We start from the raw sequence: 5,313 nt of genomic DNA on the forward strand, positions 1-5,313 counted from the left end.
TTATGGATTTATTCGACCGAGAATTGTTATTTCCACCAAAATGCTGGAATGTTTTGATCAAGAAGAAATTACAGCGGTATTGCTACATGAATACGCTCATCTGAAAAGATTCGATCCTCTTCGTTCGTTAATCATAAATATCATAAAGAATAGTCTTCCTTTTGTACCGATCTTTAAAAAAATGCATCATTTTATTCATGTATGGATGGAGATTGATGCCGATCAATATGCCATGAGACACATGGGGTCACCATATGCTTTGGGCAGTGTATTATATAAATGTGCGAGTTCAAATCATCAACGATTCCCCATTGGGGTTGGATTTGCGGATGATCCCATCAATTACCGGATACAAAAATTAATTGAACCGAGTTCTCATATCAAAGTTCCAATACTGGATATTCCCCCTATGGTTATATCTTTTAGTGTATTCATCACATTTAGTGTCATAATGTTACTTAACGGCTGCACATAAAAGCCGTTTTCTTTTTCATTTTAAAACTACGTATTGTAGTATAAAAGATGGTCCAATGATTCATATTTAAAAGCGACAGGAGAATAGATACATGTGTGGAATAGCTGGAATTTTAACGTTTGGAGATAATTCAGGACCAGAAGTCAGTGCGTTGAGAAGAATGATAAATATGATCCAGCATCGTGGACCAGATCAAACGGGGATTCGCATCTTTGAAAATATAGGATTGGGCTTTACCCGTCTTTCTATTTTAGGTATTAATGATGGGAATCAGCCTCTTGCTAACGAAGATCGTTCCCTTTGGTTGGTATTTAACGGTGAGATTTATAATTACAAATCATTGAAGAAAGAACTAGAGAGTCTGGGGCATCGATTTAAAACCAATACGGATTCAGAAGTTGTTCTGCATTTGTATGAGGAATATCAAGAACGTTGCCTTGATAAATTAAGAGGCATGTTTGGATTTGCGATTTGGGATCGAAGAGCAAAATCACTATTTATTGTAAGGGATCACTTCGGAATTAAACCCATTTACTACTATCAGGATAGCAAACGGCTTATCTTTGCCTCCGAGATCAAAAGTATACTGGCTGCTGGGGGAATTCAGCCGATCATTAATCAAAAAAGCTTATTACATTATCTAACGTTACAATATGTGCCGCAACCAGAAACTATGTTTCAAGGAATTTGTAAGTTGGAGCCAGGTCATTATCTCAAATTTGATGAATGGGGTCTCGTTGCTAAAAAAAAGTATTGGGACCCGAAATTTGAGCCGGAGAATCGGCCTCTCGAGACATTTGTAGAAGAAATACGTTACAGTCTTCGGGATTCGATCAACTTGCATATCCAAAGTGAAGTACCGGTAGGCAGCTTCTTGTCTAGTGGGATTGATTCAACAACTATTACTAGCCATCTTACGGAATGCAACAAACAGTTGAAAACTTTTTCAGTGGGCTTTGAGGGGGATCAGAATGAGACCATATTCGCAAGAAGAACTGCTGAAGTGCTTAATACGGATCATTATGATGAAATCATTTCAGTTGAAAAATTTTTTGAGGATACCTTGAAAGCAGTATGGCACATGGATGAACCGATTGCGGACCCGTCTGCCATTGCCATGTTTCGATTGTCCAAGCTAGCAAGATCACAGGTTACTGTTGCATTATCTGGTGAAGGAGCAGATGAATTATTTGGCGGATATCGAATATACCGGGAACCTGGTTCACTTAGACCGATTTCTTATTTACCGAAGGAAATCAAAAATAAATTTAGAAAGTATCTTGCACAAATTCCATTTTCCTTTTACGGTAAAAACTATTTAATGCGAGGGTTTACTTCCCTAGAGGAGCGATTTTTTGGGAATGCCAAAATCTTTAATGAGGATGAAAAGGAACAAATCATGGTCTTTCGGCCTGAACTATTCAATATTTGGGAACCAACCACGGAACTTACAAAAGGCATTTATGAAATTAGTAAAAATCTCGATGATGTGACCCGAATGCAATTGATTGACCTTCATTTATGGTTGCCAGGGAATATTCTCATGAAGGCAGATAAGATGAGTATGGCACATTCTTTAGAGATTCGGGTTCCTTTTTTGGATAAAGAGGTTTTCAATATTGCCCGAAAAATCCCGGTGAATTATCGCATATCAAAAGACACTACAAAGTTTGTTTTACGTCGGGCCATGGACGGTCTGGTCCCTGATCATGTGTTAAATCGGCCTAAGCTTGGCTTTCCCGTACCCTTAAGAAAATGGCTTATGACATCTATAGGGGATCACATGCTAGAGCAAATCATAGGTAGTGGGGTAGAGGAATGGTTTAAACTTAGTCAGGTGAAGGAGATGTTAGATCGGCACCGCAAAGGTTTAGGGGATTACTCCAGAAAGCTCTGGACCATTTATATTTTTTCATTGTGGAAGTCCCTCTATATTCAGCCCGATTATATGAAAATGGTCATGATAAATTGATTAACTGCCTTGTTCATGCACAAATGGTCTTCACATCGGTCATTAATAAAATGACATTCATCATAATGGTTAGGAGAATGAACATGTTTAGAGTAAAAAAGAAATTTTCTTGGGGATTTGGCTTTTACTTAACAATAGCTTTAGCTTTAATTATCATTTTTGCGATATGGGGTGGAACTAAAAAAAGCAAAGAATCAAATTTGGCATCTTTGATTACCGAGTCCAACACGCACCCACACGTCTTTAGTTATGCACTCGATGATACAACGGTTTTGATGGGGACACATACAGGTGTATATGAACTTGTTGATCAAAAGTGGCAGAGAACTTTTGAGCCGATTAAAACCAACGATGTGATGGGAATCGAAACGGATTTCGAGAATCCTTCAAAAATATATGCCGCAGGTCACGGATTTGTGAAACGATCTGTCGATGGCGGAGATACGTGGGAAACGATTGAAAATGGACTTCCTAATCAATCCAAACCCAATGAACCCGATGCGCATTATTTAGTTATGGATCCTGACGATCCGAATCATTTATTTACCTTGTTGGCAGGTTCGGAGAACAACTTATTTGAAACAAAAGATGGGGGCGAGATATGGCAGAACATAGGCACTCTGCCTGAAGGTGCGTACTCCATTACGGCGCTGCCGGGAGCTCCTGTTTCCTTTTTGGCAGCCACGGAAACAGGACTTATTCATTACATTGTTAATGAAGGCAAGGTTCAGAACTTGCTCTTAACCAATGAACCGGTATATGGGGTGCTTTATTTAGCTAATGGGGAGGTCATCCTTATGTCGGAAAGCGGATTTCTAAAATCAAAAGATTTGAAAGACTGGTCAGACCTTCATGTTGATTTAAAAGGTGAAATGCCGCTCGGCATCAAAGCGTCGAAACGTGATCCCAACCGGCTGGTCATTGTGACTGACCGATATTCTGTTTTTGAAAGCGACAATGGCGGCAGTAGCTGGTCACTGAGAGCAAGTGTTGAATAAACATATATCTTCTGATCTCTCCTTATTTTTATTATCTATTATTTCAAAATTTAGATGTCTTCATAAATTCCACACAAATTTTAGATATACTGTTGGAGATAAAATCAATAGGAGGATCATTATGAAAGGTAAACTAAAAATTCTACTTGCAGTAGGTGCTTTTAGTGTCATTGTGGCAGGTTGCGCAAATTCAGACGGTCAAAATGGGATGGAAGGCATGGATCATTCAAAAATGAACATGAGTGATTCTCAACAGAATACGGATCAAAATAAAGACCAGTCAGGGGAAATCAAATTGACGAAAGTTGCTCCTGTTGCGGATGGAAAAGAATTTACGATTACCGCGCAAACGAGCAACTTGAAAGTATCGGATGATCTGACGCTGCCTGTGTGGACGTTTAACAATTCGGTGCCGGGTCCACAGATTCGTGTGAAGGTCGGTGATACCGTGAAAATCAAATTGAAGAATGAGTTGGAGGAGCCTGTCTCCATACACTGGCATGGTTATCCTGTTCCAAATAATATGGATGGTATTCCGGGGGTAACTCAAGATGCAGTACCTGCAGGTAAGGAATTCACCTATGAATTTAAAGCGACTGTCCCGGGAACTTATTGGTATCACTCGCACCAAGATAGTGTAAATCAGCTTGATAAGGGCTTGTATGGTACGTTAATCGTAGAAGATCCCAATGAAAACTATGACCGTGATTATACCCTTGTGCTGGATGAGTGGATGAGCTCAGGCGAGATGGATATGAGCAACATGGAAGGCATGGAGGGGATGGATCACAGCCAAATGAACATGGGAGATATGAGTAGCATGACAGAGATGGCTGGGCATGATATGAGCGTGTATGACCTGTACACCATGAATGGGAAAACTGGGGATTCGATTGATAAGCTTATCGTGAAGGAAGGGGATAAAGTTCGCATTCGTTTGGTCAATGCGGGCTACATTACGCACACGTTGCATTTACACGGACATGAGTTTAAAGTCATTGCCTCCGATGGGCAACCTGTAAATAGTCCAGCCGTGATCGCCAATCAAGGCATTGCGATCGCGCCTGGTGAACGCTATGATCTCGAATTTACTGCCAATAACCCCGGATCATGGCTCTTCGAAGAGCATGGAAAAGATGAGCGGGTGAAGAACATGCGTGCTGTAATTGAGTATGAGGGCGCAATAGGCAAAACCGATAACTCGAATGCGGATGATGAGCTGCCTAACTTTGATTTAACCAAATACGGCCAACAAGCGATGTCTAATTTCTCTTTGGATCAAAAGTTTGATCAAGACGTAAAATTAAATCTGAACACAGAAATGAAGGATGGGGAAATGGTCTACACAATCAATGGAAAGATGTTTCCTGATACCGATTCGATCAAAGTAGATAAAGGGGACAAAGTGAAGGTTACCTTAGTTAATTTGTCTAAAACCGATGATCATCCCATGCACTTACACGGTCATTTCTTCCAAGTATTAAGTAAGAACGGTAAACCACTAGAAGGAGCACCTGTGATCAAAGACACGCTTAATGTGAAGCCTGGCGAAGAATACGTGGTTGCATTTGAAGCGGATAATCCGGGGGATTGGATGTTCCACTGCCATGATTTACACCATGCGTCCGCAGGGATGGTTACAGACGTGATGTACGAGGGCTACAAAAGTAATTACACACCTGACCCTACAGTCGGAAATAAGCCAGAATAATTTAACAGACTCCTGCAGCGATCAGTCGTTGCAGGAGTTTTTGTTTCAACTCTTCTCTATGTCTATCGACAAAACTCGCTTCTATTTTTCATCTTCTTACTTTCCACACAGATTCTCAACATTTTCCATGTACAATGGACTCATCATAGATTACGAG

At 40.4% G+C, this 5,313-nt stretch carries 4 protein-coding genes; all 4 read left to right on the forward strand.

Features of this window, described 5'->3' with window-relative positions:
• Positions 1-475: M56 family metallopeptidase (locus tag POTG_RS23180; protein ID WP_009224844.1), on the forward strand; the 475-nt coding region annotated here is incomplete at its 5' end.
• A 91-nt stretch (positions 476-566) separates the two neighbouring features.
• Positions 567-2,447 (forward strand): asparagine synthase (glutamine-hydrolyzing), encoded by a 1,881-nt coding sequence (gene asnB, locus POTG_RS10715; protein WP_009224845.1) that lies wholly within the window; start codon positions 567-569, stop codon positions 2,445-2,447.
• 83 nt (positions 2,448-2,530) lie between these two features.
• Positions 2,531-3,445: a WD40/YVTN/BNR-like repeat-containing protein gene (locus tag POTG_RS10720; protein ID WP_036644986.1), complete on the forward strand. Its 915-nt coding sequence runs from the start codon at positions 2,531-2,533 to the stop codon at positions 3,443-3,445.
• A 121-nt stretch (positions 3,446-3,566) separates the two neighbouring features.
• Positions 3,567-5,156, forward strand: coding sequence for a multicopper oxidase family protein (locus tag POTG_RS10725; protein WP_050769739.1), 1,590 nt, complete (start codon positions 3,567-3,569; stop codon positions 5,154-5,156).
• The last annotated feature ends 157 nt before the right edge of the window (positions 5,157-5,313 follow it).

The organism is Paenibacillus sp. oral taxon 786 str. D14 (genome assembly GCF_000159955.1).
Taxonomy (GTDB): domain Bacteria; phylum Bacillota; class Bacilli; order Paenibacillales; family Paenibacillaceae; genus Fontibacillus; species Fontibacillus phoenicis.

Excerpts from the sequence above, each read along its gene's own strand:
- asnB (WP_009224845.1), top strand. The coding sequence starts at position 567 with ATGTGTGGAATAGCTGGAATTTTAACGTTTGGAGATAATTCAGGACCA.
- POTG_RS10720 (WP_036644986.1), top strand. The coding sequence starts at position 2,531 with ATGTTTAGAGTAAAAAAGAAATTTTCTTGGGGATTTGGCTTTTACTTA.
- POTG_RS10725 (WP_050769739.1), top strand. The coding sequence starts at position 3,567 with ATGAAAGGTAAACTAAAAATTCTACTTGCAGTAGGTGCTTTTAGTGTC.